Below are 26,763 nucleotides of genomic sequence, written 5' to 3'. Positions count from 1 at the left end.
AACCATGATCAACGTGCTCGTCGCCGATGACGAACTGCCCGCAGTTGAGGAGCTCGCCTTCCTGCTGGGGCGGGACGGCCGCATTGGCACAATCCACCGCGCTTCCTCCGGTGGTGAGGCCCTGCGGACCCTGGAAACCGAGTCCGTAGATGCTGTTTTCCTCGACATTCACATGCCGGCCTTGTCCGGTCTGGACATCGCAAGGGCCATCTCCCGCAGCAGCAGCCCTCCCGCCGTCGTCTTTGTAACGGCCGACGAGGACTGCGCTTTGGAGGCGTTCGACCTTGCCGCCGTCGATTACCTGCTGAAGCCGCTCCGGGCCGAACGGCTGACCAGGTCCGTGGACCGGATCAGCGAGCTCATCAAGGACGGGGCCCCGGCGCCGGAGATGATCACCGTTGACCTCGGCGGCACCACCCGCATGATCCGCCGCGACGATGTCAGCTACGTCCAGGCCCAGGGCGACTATGCCCGGCTGCACACCGCCGAAGCGAGCTACCTCATCCGCGTTCCCCTCAGCGACCTTGAACAGCAGTGGGCGGAGGCGGGCTTCATCCGGATCCACCGCAGCTACCTGATTGCGCTCAACCACGTGGGACACCTCAAACTTTCGGCTTCCTCCCCCAGCGTCACGGTGGCCGGTGCCGAGCTGCCCATCAGCCGCCGCCACCTTCCCTCCGTCCGGGACCGGCTGGAAGCCACGCGTCCCCGGCCGCAAGGATGACGCGGGTCCGTGTCACCGCGCCGCGCCATTCGGTACCGGTACCCCGGGGCCGGCTTGCGTACGGTGATGTCAACGAAGAGTCCGACGCCGGCAAGGTTTTTGTCCGTTCGCTCATCCGCTCGCAATTGCGCCTGGCGCTGGTGGTGGCCTGCGGTTTCCTGCTGATCATCGCCGCTTTCGCGGCATTCCTGGTGTTTGGACCCGGGGTGGCGGAGACAACTGTGCTGGGAATCCGTCTGGACTGGCTTCTGCTGGGCGTTGGGGTGTATCCGGTCATAGGGCTCAGCGCGTGGTTCTTCACCCGCGCGGCGGCCCGCAACGAGGCCCGCTACCGGGATTTGGTGGAGGAGCGGTGAACCCGGCGGTCGGTCTGTTCGCTTTCGTCGCGGTCTCCCTCGCGACGGCGGCCATCGGTTTCTACGGCCTCCGCATTTCGCGGACCACCGGGGATTTCTACGTCGCGTCCCGAACCGTCCGGCCATGGTGGAACGCCTCGGCCATCGGGGGCGAATACCTGTCGGCCGCCAGCTTCCTGGGCGTTGCCGGCCTCATCCTCCTGTCCGGTACTGACGCCCTGTGGTTCCCGGTTGGCTACACGGCCGGCTACCTGATGCTGCTGTTATTCGTCGCGGCTCCCCTGCGCCGGTCCGGGGCCTACACGATTCCCGACTTCACCGAAGCCCGCCTGGACTCCAAGATGGTCCGGCGGGTCACGAGCCTGGTGGTAGTCGCCGTGGGGTGGCTGTACATCGTGCCGCAGCTCCACGGTGCGGCACTCACCATCCGCATCACTACGGGCCTGCCGTCGTGGATAGGCTCGACGGCGGTGGTGCTGGTTGTGTGCGTGACGGTTGTGGCAGGCGGGATGCGTTCAATCACGTTTGTCCAGGCTTTCCAGTACTGGCTCAAACTCACGGCACTGGCTGTTCCGGTGGTCTTTATCCTCCTCGCCTTGACGGCCAATGACACGGCTCCCGTGGCAGCGCTTCCCATCAACCCCACGGAAACGGCCACCGCAGGCGTCTACCACAACGTGTCCTTGCTGGTTGCCCTGCTGTTCGGGACGCTGGGCCTGCCCCACGTGCTCGTCCGGTTCTACACCAATCCCGATGGGCAATCGGCCCGGCGTACAACGTTGATTGTGCTGGGCCTGTTATCGGTCTTCTACCTCTTCCCTACCCTGGCAGGTGCCATGGGGCGGATCTACGCTCCGGAGCTGGCCCGATCCGGCCAGGCCGACGCCTTGGTATTGCTGCTTCCGGGCAAGCTTGTGGGCGGCCCGGCCGGCGACCTTCTCTCCGCGCTCGTCGTGGCAGGCGCGTTTGCGGCTTTCCTGTCCACCACGTCCGGCTTGGTGGTTTCACTGTCGGGCGTCATCAGCCAGGATCTCTTCGGAGGCAGCGTCCGCGGCTTCCGGCTCGCGGCGCTGCTGGCCGCCGTCGTCCCCTTGGGTTTCGCCTTGACCACCGATTCCCTGGCGTTGGCAGGCAGCGTCGGTTTGGTCTTTGCCTTCACGGCATCCACCATCTGCCCGGTGCTGCTCCTGGGCATCTGGTGGCGGGGCTTGACGGACGCGGGCGCCATCGCAGGAATGGTCACGGGTGGCGTGTTGTGCGGCGGTGCGATGGTGGCTGGCACTGTCCTGGGCGCAAGTGCAGCCCCCTTCTGGCTGGCCCAGCCTGCAGCCTGGACGGTTCCGGCGGCGTTCGCCGTGACCGTTGGCGTGTCCGTGGCCACCAAAGGACGGGTACCTGCCTCGGTGAACCGCGTGATGTCCAGGCTGCACGTACCGGAACGGCCGGTAGTCACCGAACGCCAACTGCCCTGACCGGTTGTCCGCGGCTCCTGCGGGGTGGACAATGGCGCCATGTCCCACGAAGCGGGCCCTGCGGACATCCAGCCACCAGCTGATCCGGCAGCCGCCCCCGGTGTCCGGGCCCAGTTGCTGGCCACTGAGCATTGGAGCCTGCTCGCTTCACGCAGTACCACCCAGGGCGAGGTCCTCACCCGGATCAGCATGTTCCTGACGTTCACCTCGGCGAGCCTGCTCAGCGTGGCCTTGGTGGGCAACGCAACGCAGTTCTCGGATGCGTTCCGGGCTTTCGCGTTGACCATCCTCAGCATCGACGTGCTGGTAGGCCTGCTGACCCACGTCCGCGTCATGAGCGTCGGCATGGAAGACCTCATGTACGTCATAGCCATGAACAGGCTGAGGGCTGCCTACGTTGACCTGGATCCCGGTGTTGCCCCCTACCTCATGGCCGGCTTCACCGGTGACGAAGAAGGCGCCAAGCGGACATACTACTTCTTCGGCGGTCGCCGGGACTTCAGCCAGGTGGCAGGCAGCAGCATGGTGTTCATGGGCACGGTCAACGCTGCACTGATCGGCCTGCTGGTGGGGTCGGCGTTGTTGGTGGCCGGGTTGGCAGCACCATTCGCCGTGGGCGCAGGGGTGATGGCCGGGCTGGCCTTCCTGGTGACGTCCTTGTTCCGTGGTAAACGTCGCTACGACGACGTCTGGCGGAAGCTCACATCCGTCTCCCCTGCCGGGGGCGGCCCTGCCGGGGGAAACCCGAAGACGCCCTAATCGATGGCCGCCATCAACTCCACAACGCGGTCCAGGAAGACGTCCACCTGTGCCTCGTCGTAGCCTTCGTCGCCCTTCGCCGCCCGGAAGACAGCCCTCCTGACCGTATCCACGCTGAGCGGCTGATCGTTTTCGAGGTAGTCGGTCAACTGGACGCACAGTGCGTCAACGTCCTGGACGTTGTAGCTGCGGGTCCGCTTCCTGGCCGGCCGACGGAACCGCTCGCCGTCGGGACGGTGAAGCCGGCCACGCAAAATGCCGGAGAGCTTACCGATCTGCCGAAGCCAGGCTTCCTCGCCCTGCTGGTTGATCAGGTCATCCCGCTCGCGGCGCGCAAAGGCATCCTCCAGCCTGTCCAAGGCGGCATCGACGCTTTGGGCGTCATACCCGCCCTTGACGGGATCGAAGGCCACATCCCTGACGTCGGCGCTGGCCACGGGATCGGCCGTGTTGCCCGGGTTCTCAAACGAGTTCCGTGCACGGCTAAGGAACGCGTCTACTTGCTTGGCGTTGTAGCCGTACTTGTTGCGCTCCACGCGCTCGAATGTTGCCGGGATCTGGCGTCGAATATCCAATGCCATCAACTATCCTTCGTCGGGGGTGTCAGACGCCGCTCAGCAGCGCGAACAGAACAAAAGCCACGGGGGCTGCGAACACGATTGAATCCAGGCGGTCCATGACGCCGCCGTGGCCGGGGAGGATGCTGCTCATGTCCTTCACCCCAAGTTCACGCTTGACCATGGACTCGGCAAGATCGCCGGCAGTGGCTGCGGCAACCATGCCGGTGGCCAGGATCAGCCCGACCCACCAGGGCTTGTCCAGGAACAGCAGGCAGGCCAGCACGCCGATGACCATGGCACCGGCAACCGATCCTGCGAAACCCTCCCAGGACTTCTTGGGGCTGATTTTGGGCGCCATGGGGTGTTTGCCGAACGAGGCACCAACGATGTAGCCGAAGGTGTCGTTGGCCACCACCAGCAGGAGCATCGACGCGATCTGCCATGCCCCGGCGGGGATTCCGTTCGGCCACAAGCCCACGGGAGTCGCACCACCCGCGGCATGGAGCGGCAACGCCGCGAAGCTGATCAGGAAAGGCACCCATGCCAGCGTGAACACCCCGGCAAAGACACTGCGCGGCGCCCCGGCGGCACTTTCGATGGAACGCCACAAGAGCACGGCAACACTGCTGGCCACCATGGTGAAGAGGAGCCCCTCAAGTCCGCCGAAGTAGGCGGATACGGGCATCGCCAGGGCACCCACCATCACCGGAATCACCGGCATGCGGGTGCCTTGGGCCTCAAGGGCGCGGAATACTTCCCACACACCCAGGACAGCGAAAGCGGTAACCAGCAGGACAAAGCCCAGCGGCAGGAAAAGCAGTCCACCAAGGACGGCAAACAGCATGGCAAGCCCGACGCCGATGGCGGCGGGCAGATTGCGGCCAGCCTTCGGCGTCGGGTTACCTTGCAGGCGCCTGGCCAGTCTGCGCGCCCCTGACGTCGGGACCTGCCCGGCGGGCGCCGGCTCTGGCTGACTCATCAGACCTCGAGCAGCTCGGCTTCCTTGCGCTTCAGCAGGTCATCGATGCTGTCGACGTGCTGCTTGGTGATGGCGTCGAGTTCCTTTTCGGCGCGGGCACCCTCGTCTTCACCGGCTTCGCCGTCCTTGACCAGCTTGTCCAGGGCATCCTTGGCCTTGCGGCGGATGCTGCGGACGGACACCTTGGCGTCCTCGCCTTTGCCCTTGACGATCTTGACGTATTCCTTGCGGCGTTCCTTGGTGAGCTCAGGAATGGTCACGCGGATGACGTTGCCGTCGTTGGAGGGGTTGGCACCCACCTCGGAGTCACTCAGGGCCTTCTCGATGTCGCGGAGCGCGCTCTTGTCGTAGGGCGTGATGAGGATGGTGCGTGCGTCCGGAACGGCGAAGGAAGCAAGCTGCTGGAGCGGCGTGGGGGTGCCGTAGTACTCCACGATCACTTTGTTGTAGAGTCCGGGGTTCGCCCGGCCCGTACGGATCGAGGCGAAGTCTTCCTTGGCTACCTCAACCGCCTTGTCCATCTTCTCGCCGGCTTCGAGCAAGGTCTCTTCGATCACGGGGTTCTCCTCAGTAATAGTCGCTGCCCTGCTACGGGCGGCCATGCACAGTAAAGATCCGCCACTGCGGGCGGACGGTCCTAGAAATATCCTAGCCGCTGCTAGGGCGTAACCAGGGTTCCGAGGGTTTCACCGCGGATGGCGCGGGTTACGTTGCCCTCGCCCTCCATGCCGAAGACCACCATGGACAGGTTGTTGTCCTTGCACATGGTCATCGCCGTCTGGTCCATGACACGGATATCGCGGCGGAGGGCGTCGTCGTAGCTGAGCACATCCAGCTTTTCCGCGGTGGGGTCCTTCTTGGGATCGGCGGTGTATACGCCATCCACGCCGCTCTTGGCCATCAGGACGACGTCGGCGTGCACTTCAAGCGCACGCTGCGCGGCTACGGTGTCGGTGGAGAAGTATGGCAAGCCGGCGCCTGCACCGAAGATGACCACGCGGCCCTTCTCCATGTGGCGGATGGCGCGGCGCGGAATGTATGCCTCGGCCACCTGGCCCATTGTGATAGCGCTCTGCACCCGCGTCTCCACACCGGCCTGCTCCAGGAAGTCCTGAAGGGCCAGGCAGTTCATGACCGTACCAAGCATGCCCATGTAGTCCGCACGGGAGCGGTCCATGCCGCTCTGGGAGAGTTCGGCGCCGCGGAAGAAGTTACCTCCGCCCACCACGATCGCCACCTCAACGTCGGAGACAGCGGCAGCGATCTGCTTCGCGATCGCCCGGACGGTTTCAGGATCGACGCCGAGCTTGCCCCCGCCGATGACCTCGCCGGACAGCTTCAGCAGTACACGACGGCGGCTCTTCTCGGGCTGGATTGCAGTGTTGACGGTTTCCATGGTGCCTTCCCGTTGGTGGACTTGGGCTAGATTATCGTGCTGTTGGTCCGCCCAGGTACTACCCTGACGGATGCATGAAAAAGGGGCGGCCACCGAAGTGACCACCCCTCTTCATGACTTGCTAGTTTCCGACGCGGAAACGGGTAACTGCGGTTGCCTTGACGCCGGCTTCCTCGAGGACCTGGGCAACGGTCTTCTTGGAGTCCTTGGCGAATGCCTGGTCAACCAGAACTTCACCCTTGTAGAAGCCCGTCACGCGGCCTTCGACGATCTTGGGAAGTGCAGCTTCCGGCTTGCCTTCAGCCTTGGCGGTCTCTTCCGCAATGCGGCGCTCGGACTCGACCAGTTCGGCCGGAACGTCTTCGCGGGTCAGGTAGTTCGGAGCCATGGCGGCAACGTGAACGGCGATGTCGTGTGCTGCGGTGGCAGCGGCTTCGCCTTCGCCGTCAACAGCGAACAGGACGCCGACCTGGGCCGGGAGGTCCTTGGAGGTCTTGTGCAGGTAAGCGTCAACCGTGGTTCCCTCAACGCGGGAGATACGGCGGACAACAACCTTCTCGCCGAGGACTGCACCCTCTTCGATGACGACGTCGGCAAGCTTCTTGCCGTCTACCTCGGTGGCGAGCAGGGTGTCGAGGTCGGCTGCGCCGGACTCGACTGCAACGTTGAGGACCTTGTCAGCCAGCTGGATGAACTTGTCAGCCTTGGCAACGAAGTCGGTCTCGCAGTTGACCTCGATCATCACGCCAACGCCGCCGGTGACCTTGGCAGCAACCAGGCCCTCGGCAGTGGAACGGCCTTCGCGCTTGGTAGCGCCCTTGAGGCCCTTGATGCGAATGATTTCGATGGCCTTCTCGGCGTCACCGTTGGCCTCGTCAAGAGCCTTCTTGACGTCCATCATGCCGGCGCCGGTGCGCTCACGCAGGGCCTTGATGTCAGCAGCAGTGTAGTTCGCCATGGGAACCCCTCTGTCTAGAAATTTTTGGTGTTTACGTAACTAACAGGACGGCAACCCACAGTGTGGGCCGCCATCCTGTCAGTAGCCCCCGATGCGGTTTCCGGCATCAGGGAAGGTACAGATTTACTTGGCTTCTTCGGCTTCGCCGGCTGCAGGAGCCTCGGTTGCTTCAGCGGCCTTGGCTTCTGCTTCTGCCTTGCTGCCTTCCAGGAGTTCGCGCTCCCACTCGGCGAGCGGCTCTTCCGGAGCTTCGGTGGTGCCGGAGGAGCGCTGGTTGCGGGCAATGAGGCCCTCAGCAACAGCGTCGGCAACAACGCGGGTAAGCAGGTTCACGGAGCGGATGGCGTCGTCGTTGCCCGGGATCGGGAAATCGACTTCGTCCGGATCGCAGTTGGTGTCCAGGATGGCAACAACCGGGATGTTCAGCTTCTTGGCTTCGTCAACAGCAAGGTGTTCCTTCTTGGTGTCAACAACCCACAGAACGGAAGGAGCCTTGGTCAGGTTGCGGATACCACCGAGGTTGGCTTCGAGCTTGGTGAGTTCGCGCTTGAGGAGCAGAAGCTCCTTCTTGGTGTATGCCGAGCCTGCGACGTCGTCGAAGTTAATCTCTTCGAGTTCCTTCATGCGCTGGATACGCTTGGCGACAGTCTGGAAGTTGGTCAGCATACCGCCGAGCCAACGCTGGTTGACGTACGGCTGGCCAACGCGGGTTGCCTGCTCGGCAATTGCTTCCTGGGCCTGCTTCTTGGTGCCGACGAACAGGACGGTGCCGCCGTGGGCGACAGTAGCCTTGACGAACTCGTAGGCGCGGTCGATGTAGGACAGCGACTGCTGGAGGTCAATGATGTAGATGCCGTTGCGCTCCGTGAAGATGAAGCGCTTCATCTTCGGGTTCCAACGACGGGTCTGGTGTCCAAAGTGGACGCCGCTGTCAAGCAGCTGGCGCATGGTTACGACGGGCATGCCGACGCTCCTTCCGGCAGGTCATTCATGAGAGAGCCCGAGGGCTGCTCTTACCCTGCCAATAGTTGACGGTTTTTAGCCATGGCCCGGACGGGCACGGCTCCTGGCATCCATTGCGCTTCCCATCCGGACAAGTCAGGCCGGACCGCAGGAGGCGCAATCCTCCGCAGCGTGGAGCCACGAGGCTCCGCTGGTGGAGGGCTGGATACGCGTAGTCAGGTTGAGCCCCTCGCGCACCTGAATGAGACGCGCTCCTGAATAAGCTTGAGGGCACAGCAAACTGCTCCATCAAGTGTACTACAGCAGACCCGCATTTTTGACCGTCCGCCGGGGCAGGCCAAGGCGTGCTTATCCACATACGGAACCCGGGCCGTGGCCCCGCGCAGCCACACGCTGGAGGCTGGTTCCATGACCCTGCCGAAGATCGCTCACCTCCTGCTGGCAGCCGCCTTGCTGGCAGGTTCCGGCCCTGCCGCGCCTGGCGCGGCAACGGCTCCTGCGCAGCCACGCTGGGACTGGCCGCTGTCCCCCAAACCCAAGGTGGCGCAACCGTTCGATCCTCCGGACAAGCCTTGGCTCAGCGGGCACCGCGGCGTGGACCTGGCGCAGGGGTCAGCCAGCACTCCCGGGAAGGCGGATTCGCAGGTCTTCGCCCCGGCCGACGGCGTGGTGACTTTCGCCGGCGTCGTTGTTGACAGGAAGGTCATCACCATCGACCACGGCGGCGGCCTACGGAGCAGCTTCGAGCCGGTGGCCAGCGAACTTCAGCAGGGCGACCCCGTGGCGAAAGGGCAGGTGATCGGCACAATCGAGGACATCGCGGGGCATTGCCCGGCAGCGAAGTGCCTCCACTGGGGTGTCCGGCGCGGCGATGACTACGTCAATCCCTTGGCGTTTGTGCAGGACCTGCGCCCGTCAATACTGCTGCCGCTTGATTGAACAGACCGGCCCGCCTTTGAACCGGCCCATGCCGCGACACCGTTGCGCCCACCCCCGGCGCGCCCGATCCTTAGACGATCGCGGAGACTCCCGTGATGGCGCGCCCAGTGACCAGCGTGTTGATCTCGTGCGTGCCCTCATACGAATAGATGGCCTCGGCATCAGCGAAGACCTTGGCCATGCCGTAGTCGGTGACTATTCCGTTGCCGCCGAGGATGCTGCGGCCGAGCGCAACACTTTCGCGCATGCGGGCTGTAGTGAAGGCTTTCGCCAGCGCCGACTGTTCGTCCTTGGCAACTCCGGCGTCCTCCAGCTGGGCCAAGCGGACCATCATGCCCATGGAAGCCACGGTATTGCCAAGGATCTGCACCAACTGGTTCTGGACCAGCTGGAAGCGGGCCAATGGCCCGCCGAACTGCTGGCGCTCCACAGCGTAGCTGCGCGCCACATCAAAGGCTGCCAACTGCAGTCCCACGGCTTGCCATGCAACGGCAAGCCGGGTGACCTTCAGGACCTTGTTGGTGTCGCGGAAGCTGTTGGCGTGCGCCAGCTTGAAGAAGTCCGGCACCACCACGTCCCCCAGCGTAATGTCCGCGTTCTGTACGGTCCGGAGGGAGATCTTGTTCTCGATCTTGCTCGCAGAGAAACCGGGGAGGGAGGTGTCCACCAGGAACGCCTTGACCTGATTGTCCTCAACGTCCTTCGCGTAGATGACAACCCAGTCCGAGAACGTCGCGTTCCCGATCCACCGCTTGGCGCCATTAAGAATCCAGTTGTCACCGTCCCGCCGGGCGGTGGTTCGGGTTCCACCGGCCACGTCGGAACCTCCCAGCGGCTCGGTCAACCCAAAGGCTCCGATCTTCTTCAAGGAGTAGATGTCCGGAAGCCACGCGTCCTTCTGCTCCTGGGAAGCCAGGGCTTCGATGGAACCTGTGAAGAGCCCGTCATGGACACCCATAAACGTGGCGATCGATGCGTCAGCCCGCGTCATCTCGGCATGCAGGATACCTGCGAACACATTGGAGCAGCCCTGCCGACGGACTGGGCTGACAAGGTCCAGTTCGGCAAGTTTGGGTATCAGGTCCGTGGGAAACTCGGCGCGGTTCCAGCAGTCCACAGCGATCGGCTTGACCTCGCGGGCCAGGAACTCACGAACTTCTGCCAGGCGGTCCTGTTCCTTTCCTGTCAGCAACTGCTCGAAAGCATAAAAGTCGCCGTCGGCGTAGGGCAGGGTAGCGGGATCGAAGGGGGCGTTCGACATGTTCTCTCCTCCTGGATTGGTCCACAGCGACCAAGACGGGGCTCGGCAAGTTACCGACGGGTATGTTACTGGTCAGTAACATACCCCACTCCCCCGCTTCGGGCAATGTCTTCCCTCCGGAGTGGGATTCCTGCCAGTAGCCTCGGGGCTTAAGGGCAAGAATGATTGGGGCAGCCATGATCGATCCACGTCAGGAAGTTGTGCTCATCCGCAACAAGGAGCGGGGCGGGTTTGACGACAAGACAGCCCAGGTGCTGGCGTACCACGAAGCCGGAAACGTCATCAACGTGACTTTGGGTTCACGGAACGGCGGCAGGAGTTACCGCTATGCAGCGACGAATGTCGTCGTCCTTGGCAATCCGGAGGTCATCGTTATCCATCGCGCGGACGCGGTTCAGATTCGGGGCGAGACCATTCAGGGCGTCACGGAGATCCTCCGCTTTCCGGGCGGGCGCGAGTCCTGGGTTCGGGTCTTCCACAGCAGCGAGTCAGGCGACGGGTACACGACATGCCCTGAGGCCCAATTGAGGGTGACCAGAAAGTCGGAAGAGGTTCAGGCAGCAGAAGCAGTACTGGACTATTGGCGGGACCTCGCCGGCAACCTGGCGCTGAACGATTTCGTTCGCCGTGAATACTCGAATTTCAAGGACATCCCTGCTGACAGCGCCTTGCGGCTCTTACTTGAGCGCAGACCCCCAACGTCCATAGATCCCGGCGCGCCAGTACTGGAGCCTTTCTCATCCAATACCAGCCAGCGCGACGCCTTGGACATGGCGCTCGGAAACCGGATCTCCGTGATTGACGGCCCTCCGGGGACAGGCAAGACACAAACGATTGTGAACCTGATAGCCAACCTGGTCAGCGTTCAAGGGAAGACCGTCGGAGTTGCCTCCTTGAACAACGCAGCGGTGGAGAACGTCCGCGACAAACTCATTGATCATGGTCTGGGACATATCGTGGCCGACCTCGGCCGCCAGGACAAAAGGGATGAGTTCTTCCTCCGCCAAGGCGAACGGAACTCCGACCTGGACGGCTGGCTCCGTGGTCCCATACCTGAAGAGATCTCCGATGAAGATCTGGAAAGTTCCGCCCGGCAATTGCGGACGCTGCAGGAGACATCCCGGCAGCTGGCCCTGTGGCAACAGGAGCTGGATGCTTTCCAGCTTGAACGGGATCACTTCCTGCTCAGCGTGGACCGGGCAGACTTGCCGGAGTTGGAGGGCCTTTCGCGTCTGCAAACCTCCGGCCAGGTACTGCGGTTCCTGGCTGAAACGGTCTCTGCACCGCCAGCCCCTGGCAGGCTGCGAAAGTTCATGCGCCGTTTCCAACGTCGACTTCGGTATGGACGACTCAGCCGATTGGACCCGGGCGACAGCAACACAGTCCTCAGCCTCCACAGGGCGTTCTACGACCTCAAAGTCGCCGAGCTTGAGAAACAGGTGGAGAAGGCTTCCGGGCTGTTGGCTTCTTCGGAGTATGCGCGCGTTCAGGCGGAATATTGCAGCTCTTCCAAGCGGCGCTTGGAGGGCCTGCTCCGCCGGCGGTACACGGCGATGCCACGGCGGATCTACGCCAATGAAACTTATAACAAACAGTTCGCACAATTTGCGGCTGACTACCCGGTACTGCTCAGCACGTGCCACTCCCTCCGCCGGAACGTCCCGAGGGGGCAGTTGCTGGACTATCTGATTATCGACGAGGCCTCGCAGGTGGATCTGCTCGTTGCCGGCCTGGCGTTGTCATGTGCCAGGAACGTAGTGATCGTCGGCGATCTGAAGCAACTTCAGCACATAGCCACCCCAATCAGGGCCGCCAAAACCCCTCCGGTCCCCCACTTCGATTACAAACGGCACAGCATCCTCTCCGCCGTCATCGCGGCGTACGGGCAGTCACTCCCCCGCACCATGCTCCGGGAACACTATCGCTGCGACCCCGCCATCATCGACTTCTGCAACAGGAAGTTTTACGACGGTCAATTGATACCGGTCCCTCCAGCGGGTCCACGACACCACCCAGCCCTGGTAGTCGTACGGACCACGGCCGGCAATCACATGCGGGCCCATAGCTCGGGAGGCCGCACGAATCAACGCGAAGCGGAGGTCATCGCGCAGGAGGTACTCCGCGACTTCTGCCAGGACGTGCGCCGGGAGAACATCGGCGTCATAAGTCCCTACCGCCGGCAGGTGGACAAGATAACGGACGCCCTCCTCGAGTGCCTCCAGACGGACGATGCCTTGATCAATAACATCCAGGCGGACACGGTCCACAAGTTCCAAGGCCGGGAGAAGGAAGTGGTCATCATGAGCACAGTCGTCGATGAAACCGCAGAGGGTCACCGCGGAATACAGTTCGTCGATGATCCCAACCTCGTCAACGTGGCTGTCTCGCGTGCCACGAAGCGGTTCGTGTTGGTCACTAATTACGACCTGGTGCCCCAAAGCCGCCACCTCCGGGACCTCGTCCTGTTCATCCGCTACAGCAATCCGGGTGAAGGAGTGGTCGAGAGCACGGTCGTGTCGGTATTCGATTTGCTCTACAGGGAGTACTCGGCGGTGCTGCAACCCCTCGCGGACAGGCTCAAGAAGGATTCAGCGTTTGCTTCGGAGAACATCATTCACACGGTGTTGAGCGAAATACTCACAGAAGCCCCGTTCAGCGACCTTGCGTTGGCGCCCCAGGTCCTCTTGAAGAGTTTGCTGCGGGCCACCACGGCGCTCACACCGGAGCACATCAACTACATCAACAACGGAGCTACTTTCGACTTCGTGATTTACAACCGCATCACGCGGCAGGCAGTCCTGGCAGTAGAGGTCGATGGCTTCGAGTTCCACGAGAACAATGCCGCCCAGCGGGTGCGTGACGCCCATAAGAATGCCATCTGTGCGGCGCACGGGCTTCCTCTCCTCCGCCTGGCTACTACGGGCAGCAGTGAGGAGGCCCGGATCCGAAGGTCGTTGTCTCAAGCCTTGGATTGCTGGAAGGGGCCGCTGCCGTTCCCGTGAATCATCCGGCACAACGCAGAAGGAGCCGTGGTTGACGTCAACCACGGCTCCCGTGATGTAGGGCTACTCGGACTTGAACCGAGGACCTTAGGATTATGAGTCCCGCGCTCTAACCAGCTGAGCTATAGCCCCGTGAAGCCCTTCAATCCGCCATGAAAGACGTATGGAGGGCAAAGCACTCTAGCAATACTAATAGCTGGAAGGCAGTGCTCCGGTCACACCACCATGTCGTCATAGCTCGCGCCCCGGTAAAGGTCCTCGAAAGTCTGAAGGGTGCTGTTGATGCTGTGCGGTTCCACCATCTCGCGACTGACCTTGCCCATGGCACGCAACTGGTCCTCGGGAAGCTTCACCAGCTCGGTGATCTTCGCAGCGAGTTCGTTGCTGTCATTAGGTGTGAACAGGTAGCCGTTTTCCCCGTCGCGGACCAAGTGCGGCAGCGCCATGGCGTTAGCCAGCAGCACGGGCGTGGACGCCGACATGGCTTCGAGCGTTACCAGGGACTGGAGTTCGGCGGTTCCGGGCATGCAGAAAATGTCGGCCTTGATGTACGCCTTCCGCAGTTCTTCATCGCTGGCCAACCCGAGGAACTTCACGCGATCCTTCAAACCCAGCTTTGCCACCTGAGCTTCCAACGCCGGGCGGACTTCGCCGCCTCCCACGACCTCGAGGTGCACGTTCAGTTCGCGCGGCGTCTTGGAGACGGCGTCGATGAGGATGTCCACGTGCTTCTCTTCGGCGAGGCGGCCGACGAAAAGCACAGTGGGATGCGCAGCCCGCTCAACGGTCTCTCCGGGCTGCAGCTCGTAGGCAGCCGAATCGATGCCGTTGGACAACGGCAGGACCTTGCGAAGGAAGGCGTGCTGGTGCATCGCCTTTGCCGCGAGGGGCGTGGGCGTGGTGACGACGTCCGCCTTGCCCATCACCTTGCCCATGTCCTTCCACGAGATCCGTCCGACGATGTCCTTGAACCACTGGGGGAAGGGCAGGAACGGGTTCAGGTTTTCGGGCATGAAGTGGTTGGTGGCCACGATCCGCACACCGCGCTTTACAGCCTCATAGAGGACATGCTCGCCGATCATGTAGTGGCTCTGGATGTGGACGACGTCAGGCTGGACCTTGTCGAAAAGAAGGCTGATTTCCTTCTTGATCTCCCACGGGAAGCAGATGCGGAAGTATTCGTGCGTGGGAACGCTGTGCGAGCGCATCCGGTGCACCGTGGCTTCATCCCGGAACTCCGTGAAGCTCTTGCCCTTGTCCTGCCGGCACGCCAGGACGTGCACATTGTGTCCACGCGCCGTCATTCCCTTGGCCAGGCGGTACCCGAACTGGGCTGCTCCGTTGACGTGCGGAGGGTATGTGTCCGCCGCAATCAGGATGGTAAGGGGTTTATTGGTGTCGGGAATGGTCACGTGGAGAACTCCTGATGGTCACGGTGCGGACAGCATGGAAGGTGGCTATGCTGCGGTGTCGCCGGTTTTGCCGGACCGCCGAAGCGGTGGCACAAGGTACTGCTTACCCCCTAGGCCTTCCGGTGAGGTCCCTTGGCTTCTTTCTTGCGCTTGGTAACTTCCGGGTGATGGCGGCTCAGGGCGATTACCCCCACGATAGCAAGGACGGCCGCCGCAGCCATGGCGATTGCCATGACGGTGTGGACATCGGGACGAAGCTCACCCAGGATGATGATGCCGATGGCAATGCCCACCATGGGGTCGATGACGGTCAATCCTGCAATGACCAGGTCCGGCGGTCCGCTCGAGTAGGCGCTCTGCACAAACCAGGAACCGAGTCCGCCCGCCGCGACGATGGCGATCAGCGTGTACCACTGGACATTGAGCAGGAACAGCCCGTTGGGATCCAGCAGGTGCTTGCCGATGATCCGGGTGAGAACGGCGACAAAACCGAACAGGACACCTGCCCCAATAATGTAGATGAAGGCGCTCATCCTGTGCTTGAAAAGCACGGCCAGTGTCCCGAACAAACCGACGGCCAGGGCCAGCAGCAAGACAATGGTCAGCTCGTCCTCGGCGCTCACATGGTGGTTTTCCTGCGTTACCGTCACCGCCAGTAGCACGAACAATGCCGATCCCGTGACGCACGCGGTGATGGCCACTACCGTGGCGCGGTTGATGCTGAGGCCTTGGTCCTTTGCGTTCACCACAGTGGTAATCACCAGCGCAATCGCCCCGATGGGCTGCACCACGGTCAAGGGCGCCGAGACGAGGGCCACCGCGTTCGCTGCCATGCCCAGCGCCAGCAGCAGGAGCCCGAACATCCACCGCGGGTTACGGAGCAGGCGCAGGAACCCGTTGGAGCTGAGGGCGAGGCCGCCGGTATCGGCTTTGACCGCACTGCCCTGCCGCTGGGCACCGATGGCGAGGAAAAATGCGCCAAGCACCGCCAGGAAGACCGCAAGCCAGACCATCAGCCGTGTCCGCCGTCGTCGTCGCTTTGCAGGTCCTTGCCTTTCCGCAGGATGGCCCAGAAATAGTTGTAGGCGGCGATCCAGTGCCCCACCAGGCCAAGGCCAAGGAACGTCCACGCCGCCACGAAGTACACGTCAGTGAAGGGAATCTGGAGTTTGGACAGCACCAACAACGGAGTGCCCAGCAGCAACAGCGCCGTACGGATCTTGCCGACGACGCTCACGGGGAGGTCCGGGTGGCTGCGGAAGTAGATCAGGGAGGCGGTGGCCAGGATGATGTCAGGAACCACCAGCGCGGCCAGGTACCACCACTGCACGACGCCGGCAATCGCCAGGGTGACGGCCACCGCTATGAGCGCTGCCCGGTCCGCCATCGGATCCAGTATCCGGCCAAGCTTGGAGGTCTGGTCGAAACGCCGGGCGATGTAGCCGTCCACCCAGTCGGTGCTGCCCATGACCACCAGGACCAGCACGGCAAAGCCATACTCCCGCTGGGACAGGACAAGCCAGACGAAGAGCGGGACACCCATGAAACGCAGGACCGTCAGGATGTTCGGGACGGTGACGATGAGGTCGTGGTCCACTTGGGGACGGTCGGGGCGTGACCCTGCACCGATCAGCCTCATGATGTCCCCCTCCTCTACTTCAGTGTGTGCGTTACTGCAGCAAGCTTTTACTTCTTGAGCAGCTTCCGCAGCGCAACCACGAAGACGGCGGCAGCGGCAGCAAACGCCACGAGGTCCTTCCAGCGGGCGGCAAGGCGTCCGGTGAAGTCCTCGGGAACCGATTGGCCGGCAGCGGCGAACTTGGCGGCCGCAAACTCACGGCCTTCCTGCAGTTTCTGGTTGGCAGTCTCCAGCAGTGCCTGACCCTGCTTCTTGACGTCAAGCTCCTCGCCAAGTTCGTCGCGGACACCGGTAAGGTGCTCGCGGCGCTTGTCCAGCCGGCGCCGCAGCTCAGCTTCGGTGGGTGCCTTGACGGCATCGGCGTCCTTGGCGGCCTCCTTGGCCGCTTTCTCAGCCTTCGCTTTTTGCGCTTCAGCTTCCTTTTGGGCCTTGGCCGCCTTGGCTGCGGGGGAATTGGGATCAAGGATGGACTCGTCGAAGGCCGAGCCTTCCTTGGCAATGCCCAGGTCATGCTTGATTCCGCGGATAGTATCCTCCGGAACCAGCGGCATGGCTGCCCTGAACTTGGCGGTGCCTATCAAGGCACCCAGGGCAACAATCAGCAGGAACACCGCAGCAACGACCAGGGCTGCGAGCCATCCGGGCATGATGGTGGCTAGGCCGAGGATGGCTGCCACCACCAGTGCAATGACCAGGAGCATCAGGAAGACGAGGGCAACGCCGAAGAACGCACCCGCCACACCTACCTGTGCGGCTTTGCGTTTTAGTTCGACCTTGGCCAGCGCCAGTTCGTCATTCAGTTGCCTGGGTGCCAAGCGGGCAACGAGCTTGAGGGTCTTCGGCAAACTACGGATGGCTGGGCCTTTGCCGGTCCGACTGGTGTGACGTCCGCTCATGGGTTCCGCCTAACTGCTTCCTCTGGGCTTCGTGATGGGTGAAAGCGGCCAAACAGCACGCCGCAGGCACTTGTCCTCAAAACTATCATTCAGGTTCGTGCTGAACTTCAGCCAGCGAGCCTGCGGCGCGCCCGCCATGGGCCCATAAATATGATGTTTCACCATAGGATGGATAATCGTGACCCATCACCTCACTCCGGGCGATTCCCTGAGCCGACGCGAAAAGCTTGTCTATATCCTGCTCCTCGGTGCACTGACGGCTTTGGGCCCCTTCACGGTAGACCTCTACTTGCCGGCCTTTCCCGCCCTTGAGGAGAGCTTCGACGTCTCCGCGGCCGCTATCCAGCTGACACTGACCGGCACCACGGTCGGGTTCGGCCTGGGACAGCTGGTGGTGGGGCCCTTCAGCGACAAATTCGGGCGCAGGTTGCCGCTGATTCTTGCGACGGCGCTTCACATCGGTTCCTCTTTGGGCGCCGCCCTTTCCACGGACATCGGCGTCCTCTCCCTGTTCCGCGTGCTGATGGGCATCGGCGCGGCCGGCGGCGGCGTGGTGGCAATGGCGATGGTCCGTGACCTCTTCCACGGCTACGCCATGGTCCGGATGTTCTCGCGCATGTCGCTCGTGAACGGTTTGGCTCCCATCCTTGCCCCGATCATCGGGTCCCAATTGCTGCTGGTGCTCCCGTGGCCCGGCATCTTCTACTTCCTTGCCTGCTACGGCACGCTGGTGATCCTGGCGGCCATCTTCTTCATCAAGGAAACCCTTCCTGCCGCGCAGCGCGGAAAGTCCGACGTCACTGTCCGCCAGCGCTACAAGAAGGTGCTGACGGACCGTATCTTCGTGGGCATGCTGATGGTGGGAAGCCTGAACTTCGGCGGCTTGTTCGCATACTTGTCCGCCTCGACGTTCCTCTTCCAGGACATTTACGACTTCTCCGCCCAGGAGTACGGCCTGTTGTTCGGCGTCAATTCGCTGGGCATCGTGGCAGGCGTGCAGATCAGTTCCCGGCTCATCAAGCGGGTGGCACCGCAGTGGATTGTTGCCGGAGCCACGCTCTTCATGCTGGTGATGGCCGCACTGATCATCGTCCTGGACCTGATGCAGTTAGGACTGTGGGGCATCCTGGTCCCGCTGTGGTTCTACATCTGCGCCACCGGCTTCATGTTCCCGTGCGTCCAGGTCTTGTCCCTGGCCAATCACGGAGCCCAGGCCGGCACAGCGGCCTCCATGTTGGGCGCAGCCCAGTTCCTTATGGCAGGTGTCGTTCCCCCTGTGGTCGGTTGGCTCGGCGTCAGTTCTGCAGTGCCCATGGGCGCTGTCCAGGTCGTGTGCATCTCCGGAGCCATTTGTGCGCTGTGGCTGGTGGTCCGTCCCCGCTCGGTCCCGTCCATCCACTGACGCGATTCACCCGTGGTGCGCATAGGCTGGAACCCATGGCTAGGCTGGAACCCATGGCGAAAAAACCGCACCGCAACGGCCGTGGCCTGTTCCTCGGAGCCTTGCTTGGCGCCGTCGTCGGAGCCTTGCTGGGCCGACTCGCCGGCAGCGCGTTGTTTGGCGCCATCCTGGGCGCCGTCATTGGCTCGGCCCTGCTGTACCGCGTGAATCCCGGTCCCTGGAACAGGGAGTAGGAACGTCTCCCCTTCCAAGGGCCCGCAAGGCAGAATAGTGGCCAGCCGGGGTTACCCGCGCCTGCCTGTGGAGGGGACATCACATGAGTACGGCTGTGGAACAAAAGGGCAACTGGCGACGCTTGGCTGCCTTGCGCAAGTTGCCGTTGACGCTGGGACTCATCGCAGTCCTCTGGATTGTGGGTGCAACCACCGGTAGCCTGCTCGCCGGCCCTCCTGAACCGCTTCTTGAACAGGTGGGAATCGGCTTGGCCGTGGAGCCGGGACCTTGGTGGGCGGTCTTTACGTCAGGGTTCTTTGCCTCCTCCCTCCTGGACTATCTCGCCTGCACCGTGATGATCCTCATCGGGGTGGGCATCGCCGAGCGGACCATGGGCCCTTGGCTTGCCTTGGCGGCCTTTGTGGCGGGTTCAGCCCTGAGCGCGTTGGTGCTGGTGGCACTGGTGGAATATGGCACGGACAACAGCGATCAATGGCTCAGCTTCCTGGGCGGCGAGTATGTGGTGGGTGCTTACGGCGGTGCCGCTGCCGCCCTGGGATGCTCGACGGCGGCGCTTGAGTCCCTGTGGCGCCGGCGGCTGCGGACGTGGCTGGTGGCGGCGACGCTCATGTTTGCGCTCTTCGTGGGCGTGGCCCAGACCCTGCAAGTCCTCAGCGGCGCAGTCATCGGCATCCTGGCGGGCTGGGCCGCCCAATCGTGGATCCTCCGGCGCCAGGCTGGTTCCCTTCGCTCGTCGACCATTCGCGAGACCCGTTTCCTGGTGGGCACCGTGGTGGGCGTGTTCGCTGTGGGACCGCTGCTGACGCAGCTCACCGGCACCCTGGACGTCGGTCCCCTGTCGGTGGTGTCGCAGGTGATGCTGCAGGCCAGTCCGACGGCGGATGAGGTCCGCGAGGCCTGCGACGACGACCAAAGCTGCGTCACCCTGCAAGGCGTGGTGGGTGTCCAAAGCTTTGGTGCCACCATCCTCAGCCTGATACCGGTCCTGCTGCTGTTGGTGTGCGCCGAGGGCCTGCGCAGGGGACGCCGCCTTGCCTACCGGCTGACCCTCACCATCCAGTTGTACCTGGCGGCTGTCACTACCTTCGCCGTGCTCCAGTACGTCACCGACCCCGACGTGACGCTCGGCAACGACGACGTCGGCTACTTGCTGCTGTACGCCATCCCCGCCATTGTGGCCCCTCTGATCATCGTTTTCCTCCTCCTGGCCAACCGGCATAAGTTCAGGGTTGAATCCAGTGACGCCAGCTATCGCGCGCTCGGCCGGACCACGTTGATCATGGCTGGTGCGGCGGTAGCCCTCTATGCGCTTTTTTGGTTCCTCGAGGGAAATGCGGGACGCTCCACGGGGTGGGACCTTGCAGGGCAGCTGACGCACATCCTCGTACCATTCCCGGTCCCGTTCGTCACCGAACTTCCCCAAGGTCTACTCAGCACCGTCCTCTACGGCCTTGGCGGGGACGTCATCTGGCTGTGCATCCTGTTCCTGGTGCTGGGCAACTACCAAAAGTTCCGGGCCGTCGCGACCGACCCTGCAGCCGACCTTGGCCATGCCCGCGAGCTGATCCACGACGGCGGCGGGTCGTTGTCCTGGATGGCGCTGTGGGAGAACAACCAATACTGGTTCACGCCGGATCGCAAGGCAGGCGTCGCCTACCAGGTCCACAACGGCGTTGCCCTCACGGTGGCCGGGCCCTTCGGTGCCGCGGAACACCATGCGGACGCCGCCACGGGCTTCCTGGCCCACTGCTCGGCCCTGGGCCTCACTCCCTGTTTCTATTCGGCAACGGATGAGCTGGATGGCCCGCTGCTCCCCCGCGGCTTCCGCAATCTCGAGGTCGCCGAGGAGACCCTCCTGAACATCCAGACGATGACGTTCAAGGGCAAGGAATGGCAGAACGTCCGCACGGCCCTCAACCGCGCGGACAAGCTTTCCATCACAGACCAGTGGCACCATTACCGGATGATGCCGCCGGGCATCCGGGCACAGTTGGCGGAGATCTCCGAGGAGTGGGTGGCGGATAAAGCCCTGCCGGAGATGGGCTTCACGCTGGGCGGCCTCGACGAGCTCAAGGACCCCGAGGTCCTCTGCTGCGTGGCTGTGGACGATGACGGCCTGGTCCACGGTGTCACCAGTTGGCTGCCTGTTTTCACTGATGGCGCAGTAACCGGCTGGACACTGGACTTCATGCGGCGGCGCACAACCGGTTTCAAGGGAGTGATGGAATTCCTCATTGCCTCGGCGGTAAACCACTTCAAGGAGGACGTACCGCAGATTTCGTTGTCCGGCTCCCCGCTCGCCAACACCGACAGCCGGAACAACACAGGCAGCGGCGACGGTACCGACCCGGGCGAAGGCGACCACAGCGCCTTGGACCGGGTGCTTGCCCTTCTGGGGAACGCCTTGGAACCAATGTATGGCTTCAAGTCGCTCGCGGCCTTCAAATCCCGTTTCCAGCCCGAACACCGGACCCTGTACATGTACTACCAGGATCCCCTGTCCCTTCCGTCGATCGGCCTGGCGGTGGGCTCGGCCTACCTGCCGGGATTGTCCCCTGCCCGGAGCGCCGGACTGCTGCGCCACATGGTGGCCCGGGAACCGGCGCAGTGAATGCCATCCTGAGGACGGACATCACCGGTCCCGTGGTGATGTCCATAGCCATTGCGACCGGCGTCGGCTTCTTTCTCCTGCTGCTCCTTCGGCCGTCGTGGCGGTGGCTGAAGACCGCACTCCTGGCGATCCTGGTGGCCGGCCTGCTGGGCTGGCTGACAGTGTGGCTCGTGGAGGACGTCATGGATGTCTTCCACGTGGGCCTGACCCCATGGGTGTGGTTCTGGTCCATCGCCGCGTTCGCTGCCCTCGGACTGGCGACGGTGAGCTTCAGGAGCAGCTCAGTCCGACGGAAGGTACTGGCGGCCTTCTCCATCCCTGTTTTCCTCGTGGTTCCGGCACTGGGCATCAACACCGAGTTCGGCTTGAACAACACCTTGGGATCGGCCTTTGGGATCTCAACCGAGGGCCAGATACAGCTGGAGAAGCCCAATCCGGACTCCGCCATACCAGCCGGACCGCTGTGGCAGAACTGGGAGCCCCCGGCGGACATGCCCACGGCGGGCAGGGCGGGCACCCAGGTCATCCCGGCCACGGCCTCGGGCTTCAATGCGCGCCCGGCGGGCATTTATCTGCCACCTGCCGCGCTGACGGAGAACCCGCCACGGCTTCCGCTTTATGTGCTGATGATGGGACAGCCGGGGCTGCCGGATCCCCAATACGTATCGGCCGCCCTGGACGATTTCGCGGCAAAGAACAAGGGCTTGGCGCCTATCGCGATCGTTGCGGACCAGATCGGACCGGACCAGGACGACACGCTTTGCCTGGACACGGCCAAATACGGGAACGTCGAGAAGTACATCAACGTGGACGTCGTCGCGTGGGCCAAGGAAAACCTGAACATCCTCCCGGACCGCAAATACTGGACCATTGCCGGGTACTCCAACGGTGGACAGTGCGCCATTTCCTTCGCGGTAAAGTACCCGCAGATGTGGGGCAACGTGGTTGACATCTCCGGCGAAGAATTCCCCGGCGCCGAAGATCCGTCCGGGAACCTCGCAGAGATCTTCCACGGCGACCAGGCAGCGTACGATGCCCAGAAGCCCATCAACATCATGAAAGGCCGGCAGTTCCCGGACACCACCGCCATCTTCACGGTCGGGTCCGACGACGTCACTTACGTAGCTGCCGCCAAGGCCGTTTCCGCGGCGGCCCGGGAGTCCGGCATGGCGGTGACATACTACGAGATACCTAACGGGGGCCACGTGGGCATCGCGCTGAACGCAGGATTGACCAAGGGATTCGAGGTGCTCTATCCGCGGCTGGGGCTGGCGCCCTGAGCCGCACAGGCGCTCGTGCCAGCAATCCGGCCCCTGTTGCGCGTCCGTCCCGGACGATAAAGTTGATGTGTGCCTCACTGGCAAGAACTGCAGCCGCTTCCGGCACCGTGGCAGCGCAGGGATGAACGCATCCTGCCGCTGTGGTGGGACAGGCTGTGCTCGGTTACGAGTCCCCAATCCGCGGCACTCTATGCCGCAGGGCTTTTCACGGACGATCGTCGCCGCCCCATAGCCCAGTGGTACAACCCGGATGCGGATGCCGCCCTTCTGGTGGCCCCCGAAACGTCCCCCGAGTGGCCTGTGCAGCGCTTCGGGATTTTCTACGCCCCGCCCGGAGGTGGCTTCACCCGAGTCTACTCGGCGCCCCACGAATGGCATCCACGGGAACCGCGGACACCGCCCACCGAGCAGGAAGCTTTTGAGGCGGCCGTTGCGGAGGCGGCACGCTTCCTCCAAGTGGAGATGGACTTCGTATAGCCAAAAAAAGAACCCCGCACCAGGAAAATCCGGTGCGGGGTTCTATGCGCTCCTCCGACTGGACTTGAACCAGTAACCCTTCGATTAACAGTCGAATGCTCTGCCAATTGAGCTACGGAGGAATGAAGCGGTAATTAGCTTAACAGGGGCTGGCCGAAAAGCGAAATCGGCCCGCACCCGGCCTGAGACGCCCCAACAACGGCTTAAGTCTCGGCCCGGAGCGCCCGCCGTTGCATCTCCAGTTGCATCAACTCGCGGTTCAGCCGCTGGAATTCCTCCGGATAAGCGGCAGCATCCAGGCGCTGCAACTGCCCCATCTTGTCCGCTTTGATGCGTGTGATCTGCAACTCGAACAGCCGGGCCAGAATGTCCCGGCAATACCTTTGCATCGCTTCGGGCGTGCTCGCCGGCAGCGGGGTAACGGCGAGCTCAGACACGAGGGGACGCAAGGGGTCCAGAACTTCCTGCCGCACCTTTTCCACCCAGGCCACGGGGTCCGCTGACTGGGCCACACCGGTTGCCCTTATTCCCGCATGAACAGCAGCATAAGCCGGTGTCGAGAAATGGGATGCCTCGAAGCGTTCCCAGTTCCCCCCGCCCAGGACGGAGGGTTCCTGAAGCACCACCTCGAGCGCCTGCCGCTCCATGCCCGCCACGGGATCGCGCGGGTCCGGACGGTTGAAAGCCGGAGCGTTCGACGGCGGTGCTGTCGCCGCCGTCGGCTGCTCTGGCTGGCCGTTGGGGGTGCCACCTGAGGCAGCGCGCTTGGCAGCAGCCCCTACGTAGCGGCTGACTTCCTCGATGGGCATGCCAAGCCACCCGGCGAGTTCCCGGGTGTAGGCAGGCCGGATTCCGGTGTCGCGGATTTGTGCCACCACGGGAGCAGCCTCGCGCAGGGCAGCCACCCGGCCCTCCACGGTATCCAGATTGTGTTTGCGCAGGGTCGCGCGGATGGCGAACTCGAACAGGGGCTTGCGGCTGTTGATCAGCTCACGCACAGCAGGATCGCCTTTGAGCTGGCGCAGGTCGCAGGGATCGGCGCCCGTGGGTTCCACCGCGACGTACGTCTGGGCAACGAAGCGCTGGTCTTCCTCGAACGCCCGCAGCGCCGCCTTCTGGCCGGCGGCGTCGCCGTCGAAGGTAAACACCACCTCTCCCCCGGTGCCGTCGTCGGAAAGCAGGCGCCGGGCGATCTTGATGTGTTCGGTGCCGAACGCGGTTCCGCACGTGGCCACCGCCGTCGTGATTCCTGCCAGGTGGCAGGCCATGACATCCGTGTATCCCTCCACCACCACCAGCTGCCGGTCCTTGGCGATACTGCGCTTGGCGAGGTCGATGCCGTAGAGGACCTGGGACTTCTTGTACAGCGTGGTCTCGGGCGTATTCAGGTACTTGGGGCCTTGGTCGTCCTCGTAGAGCTTCCTGGCGCCGAATCCGATGGTATCCCCCGCTATGTCGCGAATGGGCCAGATGAGCCTGCCACGGAAACGGTCGTAAATGCCCCTGTTGCCTTCGGAAAACATGCCCGTCAGCTTCAGCTCCACGTCCGTGAAGCCGCGGCCTCGGAGGTGCTTCAGCAGCGCGTCCCAGCCCTGCGGCGCGTATCCCACCCCGAAGTGTTCTGCCGCGGCCCGGTCGAATCCGCGGCCGTCCAGGAAGCTGCGGGCTTCCCCGGCACCGGGCGTCAGGAGTTGGGCACGAAAGAACTCGTCGGCAATTTTGTGGGCATCAAGGAGGCGCTGCCGCTTGCCCACTTCTTCACGGCTGGGACCCGTTCCGCCGTCCTCGTACCGGAGCTCATAGCCGATCCGTGCGGCGAGCTTCTCCACTGCTTCGTGGAAAGAGCTGTGGTCCATTTTCTGGATGAAGGAGATGGCATCGCCGTCCTCGCCGCAACCAAAGCAGTGGTAGCGGCCCACCTGCGGGCGGACAGTGAAGGACGGGGAACGCTCATCGTGGAAGGGACACAAGCCTTTGAAACTGCCCAGCCCGGCGGTCTTGAGGGTGACGTAGCCATCGACGATTTCCTTGATGTCCGTGCGCTGGCGTACTTCGTCGATATCTTCACGTTTGATCAAGCCAGCCACGTGACCATCCTAGTGCTTACCACAGCGAGGGAAGGCTGCCCACAAGGCGTTCGTACATGGCCAACGCCGAGCCGTCCGTCAGCGAGGCAACCTGGTCGATCACCACACGCAGCCTTGCGCCGTCGTCGACGGCGGCCCGCCAGTCAGCAGCGAACATGGGCTCCAGGTGACGGTCGCCGGTGGCGTTAAGCACTCCGACCAAGGCGTGCAGGACTTCGCGCTGGCGCTCGTACACGGGTTGCCGGTGGTCAGTGGAGATGACGAACGTCGTTGCCAGTCCCTTGAGGACCGCAATTTCAGTGACGGTCTCCTCGGGCACCATGAGCTCGGCACCGTACCGCGTGAGGTTGGCCGGGCCGAAGTGCGCCCGGGTGGTCTCCATGGCGCTCTGGCAGAACCGGCCGATCAATTGGCTGGTCATGTCCTTCAACGCGGCCATGGATTTGCGGCTGCCATCGGCTTCCCGGACCCACACACGGGTGGCTTCCAGGCGTGCCAGCGCGGCATCGATCTCGGCGGGGTCGTTGTGCGGCAGGTACCACTGTTGGGTGTAGCCGACGACGCGTGCCCGGTGGTCCGGGTTGTCCATCCATTTGAGTTGGAAGTGTCCGGCCACGATGGCATCTTCCACGTCATGGACGGAGTAGGAAATATCGTCGGCCAAGTCCATTACCTGGGCTTCGATGCAGGAACGGTTGCCGGGAGCGCCCTCACGGAGCCACTCGAACACCGGGAGGTCGTCCTCGTACGCGCCGAACTTGCTGGTGCGGTGGCCGTGGATGACGGGCGCGTCCAGCGCGGACCAAGGGTATTTGGAGGCGGCGTCGAGACTGGCGCGGGTGAGGTTGAGTCCTGCAGGCCGCCCGTCGTCGGTCAGGACTTTGGGCTCCAAGCGCGTCAGCAAGCGCAGGGTTTGTGCGTTCCCCTCGAATCCGCCGATTGCGTGGGCAACCTCGTTCAATGCCGATTCGCCGTTGTGGCCGAACGGCGGGTGGCCGAGATCGTGGCTCAGGCAGGCTGTGTCCACGACGTCGGGGTCGCACCCCAACGAACGCCCGAGCTCCCGGCCCACCTGGGCGACTTCCAGGCTATGGGTCAGCCTGGTCCGGACGAAGTCGTCCGTATCCGGGGCTACCACCTGGGTCTTCGCCCCCAGCCTCCGAAGGGCAGATGAATGCAGGACCCTGGCGCGGTCACGTTCAAAGTCCGAGCGGTAGGTGGTCTTGCTCGGCTCTTCGACCCAACGCGCCGAGTCCGCCTCGGTGTAACCGGGGATCGCCTGGACATAGTTGCCTGCGTTGCCGGTGCGGCCGATTGTCGCTTCGGTTCCCATGGGTCTCTGCCTCCTTCAAGCGC

General features: G+C 63.3%; 24 protein-coding genes and 2 tRNA genes. 11 read left to right on the top strand and 15 right to left on the bottom strand.

Annotated features, from left to right (window positions below; translation table 11 throughout):
* Nucleotides 1-4: 4 nt before the first annotated feature.
* From OCL88_RS03425 to OCL88_RS03410, 4 genes are read left to right on the top strand one after another with little or no spacing between them, the layout of a single operon-like run.
* Entirely contained in the window at nt 5-724 is a 720-nt protein-coding gene (locus OCL88_RS03425) for a LytR/AlgR family response regulator transcription factor (protein WP_264961627.1), read from the top strand.
* Nucleotides 721-1,080, top strand: a complete 360-nt coding sequence (locus OCL88_RS03420; RefSeq protein WP_264961626.1) for a hypothetical protein — start codon at nt 721-723, stop codon at nt 1,078-1,080. The genes OCL88_RS03425 and OCL88_RS03420 overlap by 4 nt, the downstream gene beginning before the upstream one ends.
* Nucleotides 1,077-2,552, top strand: coding sequence for a cation acetate symporter (locus OCL88_RS03415; RefSeq protein WP_264961625.1), 1,476 nt, complete (start codon nt 1,077-1,079; stop codon nt 2,550-2,552). Before OCL88_RS03420 ends, OCL88_RS03415 begins: the two co-directional genes overlap by 4 nt.
* Nucleotides 2,553-2,591: 39 nt before the next feature.
* Nucleotides 2,592-3,311, top strand: a complete 720-nt coding sequence (locus OCL88_RS03410) for a hypothetical protein (protein ID WP_264961624.1) — start codon at nt 2,592-2,594, stop codon at nt 3,309-3,311.
* On the opposite strand, the gene OCL88_RS03405 is transcribed toward OCL88_RS03410, so the two are convergent.
* The 6 genes from OCL88_RS03405 to rpsB form a co-directional block, all read right to left on the bottom strand.
* Nucleotides 3,308-3,892 carry a DivIVA domain-containing protein gene (locus tag OCL88_RS03405; RefSeq protein WP_264961623.1) on the bottom strand — a complete coding sequence of 195 codons (585 nt, stop codon included), beginning with the start codon at nt 3,890-3,892 and terminating at the stop codon, nt 3,308-3,310. The genes OCL88_RS03410 and OCL88_RS03405 overlap by 4 nt on opposite strands.
* A 22-nt stretch (nt 3,893-3,914) precedes the next feature.
* Nucleotides 3,915-4,850 carry a phosphatidate cytidylyltransferase gene (locus OCL88_RS03400; protein ID WP_062095914.1) on the bottom strand — a complete coding sequence of 312 codons (936 nt, stop codon included), beginning with the start codon at nt 4,848-4,850 and terminating at the stop codon, nt 3,915-3,917.
* Entirely contained in the window at nt 4,850-5,407 is a 558-nt protein-coding gene (frr, locus tag OCL88_RS03395) for a ribosome recycling factor (protein ID WP_021472577.1), read from the bottom strand. The genes OCL88_RS03400 and frr overlap by 1 nt, the downstream gene beginning before the upstream one ends.
* Nucleotides 5,408-5,508: 101 nt before the next feature.
* Nucleotides 5,509-6,246, bottom strand: a complete 738-nt coding sequence (gene pyrH, locus OCL88_RS03390) for a UMP kinase (protein WP_264961622.1) — start codon at nt 6,244-6,246, stop codon at nt 5,509-5,511.
* Between the two features lie 121 nt (nt 6,247-6,367).
* Nucleotides 6,368-7,204, bottom strand: coding sequence for a translation elongation factor Ts (gene tsf / locus OCL88_RS03385; protein ID WP_021472575.1), 837 nt, complete (start codon nt 7,202-7,204; stop codon nt 6,368-6,370).
* Nucleotides 7,205-7,327: 123 nt separating this feature from the next.
* The gene (gene rpsB, locus OCL88_RS03380; RefSeq protein ID WP_062095912.1) at nt 7,328-8,167 is read right to left on the bottom strand and encodes a 30S ribosomal protein S2; all 840 of its coding nucleotides are present in this window, start codon (nt 8,165-8,167) and stop codon (nt 7,328-7,330) included.
* Nucleotides 8,168-8,575: 408 nt separating this feature from the next.
* Here rpsB and OCL88_RS03375 point away from each other — a divergent pair, with 408 nt between their 5' ends.
* On the top strand, nt 8,576-9,106 hold the full coding sequence (locus OCL88_RS03375) for a M23 family metallopeptidase (protein ID WP_264961621.1): 531 nt from the start codon (nt 8,576-8,578) through the stop codon (nt 9,104-9,106).
* 70 nt (nt 9,107-9,176) lie between these two features.
* Here the strand turns inward: OCL88_RS03375 and OCL88_RS03370 are convergent, their stop codons facing one another.
* On the bottom strand, nt 9,177-10,367 hold the full coding sequence (locus OCL88_RS03370) for an acyl-CoA dehydrogenase family protein (RefSeq protein ID WP_264961620.1): 1,191 nt from the start codon (nt 10,365-10,367) through the stop codon (nt 9,177-9,179).
* Between the two features lie 176 nt (nt 10,368-10,543).
* On the opposite strand from OCL88_RS03370, the gene OCL88_RS03365 reads away from it, so the two are divergent.
* A complete protein-coding gene (locus OCL88_RS03365; RefSeq protein ID WP_264961619.1) occupies nt 10,544-13,369 on the top strand; it encodes an AAA domain-containing protein in 2,826 nt (941 codons plus the stop codon).
* A gap of 58 nt (nt 13,370-13,427) precedes the next feature.
* Here OCL88_RS03365 and OCL88_RS03360 read toward each other — a convergent pair.
* The 5 genes from OCL88_RS03360 to OCL88_RS03340 all read right to left on the bottom strand — a co-directional run bounded on the left by OCL88_RS03360 (nt 13,428) and on the right by OCL88_RS03340 (nt 17,316).
* Nucleotides 13,428-13,501: transfer RNA gene (locus tag OCL88_RS03360), tRNA-Ile, on the bottom strand.
* An 83-nt stretch (nt 13,502-13,584) separates the two neighbouring features.
* The gene (locus tag OCL88_RS03355) at nt 13,585-14,781 is read right to left on the bottom strand and encodes a glycosyltransferase (protein ID WP_264961618.1); all 1,197 of its coding nucleotides are present in this window, start codon (nt 14,779-14,781) and stop codon (nt 13,585-13,587) included.
* 110 nt (nt 14,782-14,891) lie between these two features.
* On the bottom strand, nt 14,892-15,794 hold the full coding sequence (locus OCL88_RS03350) for a DMT family transporter (protein WP_264961617.1): 903 nt from the start codon (nt 15,792-15,794) through the stop codon (nt 14,892-14,894).
* Nucleotides 15,794-16,420 carry a CDP-alcohol phosphatidyltransferase family protein gene (locus OCL88_RS03345; protein WP_166183904.1) on the bottom strand — a complete coding sequence of 209 codons (627 nt, stop codon included), beginning with the start codon at nt 16,418-16,420 and terminating at the stop codon, nt 15,794-15,796. The genes OCL88_RS03350 and OCL88_RS03345 overlap by 1 nt, the downstream gene beginning before the upstream one ends.
* Before the next feature lie 47 nt (nt 16,421-16,467).
* Complete coding sequence (locus OCL88_RS03340) at nt 16,468-17,316, bottom strand: phage holin family protein (protein WP_264961616.1); 849 nt, start codon at nt 17,314-17,316, stop codon at nt 16,468-16,470.
* A 172-nt stretch (nt 17,317-17,488) separates the two neighbouring features.
* Here OCL88_RS03340 and OCL88_RS03335 point away from each other — a divergent pair, with 172 nt between their 5' ends.
* The 5 genes from OCL88_RS03335 to OCL88_RS03315 all read left to right on the top strand — a co-directional run bounded on the left by OCL88_RS03335 (nt 17,489) and on the right by OCL88_RS03315 (nt 23,320).
* Complete coding sequence (locus OCL88_RS03335; protein ID WP_264961710.1) at nt 17,489-18,718, top strand: multidrug effflux MFS transporter; 1,230 nt, start codon at nt 17,489-17,491, stop codon at nt 18,716-18,718.
* Nucleotides 18,719-18,771: 53 nt separating this feature from the next.
* Nucleotides 18,772-18,951 carry a glycine zipper domain-containing protein gene (locus OCL88_RS03330; protein ID WP_021472565.1) on the top strand — a complete coding sequence of 60 codons (180 nt, stop codon included), beginning with the start codon at nt 18,772-18,774 and terminating at the stop codon, nt 18,949-18,951.
* Between the two features lie 83 nt (nt 18,952-19,034).
* Complete coding sequence (locus tag OCL88_RS03325; protein ID WP_264961615.1) at nt 19,035-21,563, top strand: DUF2156 domain-containing protein; 2,529 nt, start codon at nt 19,035-19,037, stop codon at nt 21,561-21,563.
* The gene (locus tag OCL88_RS03320) at nt 21,560-22,843 is read left to right on the top strand and encodes an alpha/beta hydrolase (RefSeq protein ID WP_264961614.1); all 1,284 of its coding nucleotides are present in this window, start codon (nt 21,560-21,562) and stop codon (nt 22,841-22,843) included. The genes OCL88_RS03325 and OCL88_RS03320 overlap by 4 nt, the downstream gene beginning before the upstream one ends.
* 69 nt (nt 22,844-22,912) lie before the next feature.
* Entirely contained in the window at nt 22,913-23,320 is a 408-nt protein-coding gene (locus tag OCL88_RS03315) for a hypothetical protein (RefSeq protein WP_264961613.1), read from the top strand.
* Between the two features lie 49 nt (nt 23,321-23,369).
* On the opposite strand, the gene OCL88_RS03310 is transcribed toward OCL88_RS03315, so the two are convergent.
* The 3 genes from OCL88_RS03310 to OCL88_RS03300 form a co-directional block, all read right to left on the bottom strand.
* Nucleotides 23,370-23,442, bottom strand: a tRNA-Asn gene (locus OCL88_RS03310).
* An 81-nt stretch (nt 23,443-23,523) separates the two neighbouring features.
* Nucleotides 23,524-25,407: a DNA primase gene (gene dnaG / locus OCL88_RS03305; RefSeq protein WP_264961612.1), complete on the bottom strand. Its 1,884-nt coding sequence runs from the start codon at nt 25,405-25,407 to the stop codon at nt 23,524-23,526.
* Nucleotides 25,408-25,423: 16 nt separating this feature from the next.
* Complete coding sequence (locus tag OCL88_RS03300; protein ID WP_193591671.1) at nt 25,424-26,740, bottom strand: deoxyguanosinetriphosphate triphosphohydrolase; 1,317 nt, start codon at nt 26,738-26,740, stop codon at nt 25,424-25,426.
* Between the last annotated feature and the right edge of the window lie 23 nt (nt 26,741-26,763).

The organism is Paenarthrobacter sp. PAE-2 (assembly GCF_026013155.1).
Taxonomy (GTDB): domain Bacteria; phylum Actinomycetota; class Actinomycetes; order Actinomycetales; family Micrococcaceae; genus Arthrobacter; species Arthrobacter ureafaciens.
Note: the sequence above shows the minus strand (reverse complement) of the source record. Positions and strands in the feature narration are given on the sequence as shown.

Coding starts and splice junctions, on each gene's coding strand:
- OCL88_RS03375 (WP_264961621.1), top strand. CDS start 8,576: ATGACCCTGCCGAAGATCGCTCACCTCCTGCTGGCAGCCGCCTTGCTG.
- OCL88_RS03340 (WP_264961616.1), bottom strand. CDS start 17,316: ATGAGCGGACGTCACACCAGTCGGACCGGCAAAGGCCCAGCCATCCGT.
- tsf (WP_021472575.1), bottom strand. CDS start 7,204: ATGGCGAACTACACTGCTGCTGACATCAAGGCCCTGCGTGAGCGCACC.
- OCL88_RS03345 (WP_166183904.1), bottom strand. CDS start 16,420: ATGAGGCTGATCGGTGCAGGGTCACGCCCCGACCGTCCCCAAGTGGAC.
- OCL88_RS03425 (WP_264961627.1), top strand. CDS start 5: ATGATCAACGTGCTCGTCGCCGATGACGAACTGCCCGCAGTTGAGGAG.
- OCL88_RS03400 (WP_062095914.1), bottom strand. CDS start 4,850: ATGAGTCAGCCAGAGCCGGCGCCCGCCGGGCAGGTCCCGACGTCAGGG.
- OCL88_RS03325 (WP_264961615.1), top strand. CDS start 19,035: ATGAGTACGGCTGTGGAACAAAAGGGCAACTGGCGACGCTTGGCTGCC.
- OCL88_RS03370 (WP_264961620.1), bottom strand. CDS start 10,367: ATGTCGAACGCCCCCTTCGATCCCGCTACCCTGCCCTACGCCGACGGC.
- rpsB (WP_062095912.1), bottom strand. CDS start 8,167: ATGCCCGTCGTAACCATGCGCCAGCTGCTTGACAGCGGCGTCCACTTT.
- OCL88_RS03365 (WP_264961619.1), top strand. CDS start 10,544: ATGATCGATCCACGTCAGGAAGTTGTGCTCATCCGCAACAAGGAGCGG.
- OCL88_RS03350 (WP_264961617.1), bottom strand. CDS start 15,794: ATGGTCTGGCTTGCGGTCTTCCTGGCGGTGCTTGGCGCATTTTTCCTC.
- OCL88_RS03300 (WP_193591671.1), bottom strand. CDS start 26,740: ATGGGAACCGAAGCGACAATCGGCCGCACCGGCAACGCAGGCAACTAT.
- OCL88_RS03410 (WP_264961624.1), top strand. CDS start 2,592: ATGTCCCACGAAGCGGGCCCTGCGGACATCCAGCCACCAGCTGATCCG.
- OCL88_RS03420 (WP_264961626.1), top strand. CDS start 721: ATGACGCGGGTCCGTGTCACCGCGCCGCGCCATTCGGTACCGGTACCC.
- OCL88_RS03405 (WP_264961623.1), bottom strand. CDS start 3,892: ATGGCATTGGATATTCGACGCCAGATCCCGGCAACATTCGAGCGCGTG.
- OCL88_RS03330 (WP_021472565.1), top strand. CDS start 18,772: ATGGCGAAAAAACCGCACCGCAACGGCCGTGGCCTGTTCCTCGGAGCC.
- pyrH (WP_264961622.1), bottom strand. CDS start 6,246: ATGGAAACCGTCAACACTGCAATCCAGCCCGAGAAGAGCCGCCGTCGT.